The 275-nt window shown below is 34.5% G+C and carries 1 pseudogene; it reads right to left on the reverse strand.

The window, feature by feature from the left end:
• Positions 1 to 126 precede the first annotated feature (126 nt).
• Positions 127 to 275, reverse strand: a pseudogene (locus L0M85_RS09940) (helicase SNF2); the annotation flags it as partial.

Genomic DNA, 275 nt, shown 5'->3' on the forward strand with positions numbered 1-275 from the left:
GAAATCCCTGTACCAAAGCCTCTTCTAATTGATAATAGGTATCTTCCATCATAATCGTTACCTCGTTTCTTTCTATCTTTATTCTACCGCGCTTTTCTTTTCTTGTCCGCTATTTATATCTATTTTTTAATCCAATTCAAAAGAAAGTTGTTCTTGCTTTTCTTTTCCTTTTTCGTGGAATTGTCGTAAGGCCTGATCAATAATATCTAAATCCGTTTCTGTTTCAATCAATGGCGCGAGTACATCGTATTCGGCCTTTTTAGTTTGATAATCCT

Source organism: Streptococcus sp. DFI.7.26, from assembly GCF_022240605.1.
Classification (GTDB): Bacteria; Bacillota; Bacilli; order Lactobacillales; family Streptococcaceae; genus Streptococcus; species Streptococcus xiaochunlingii.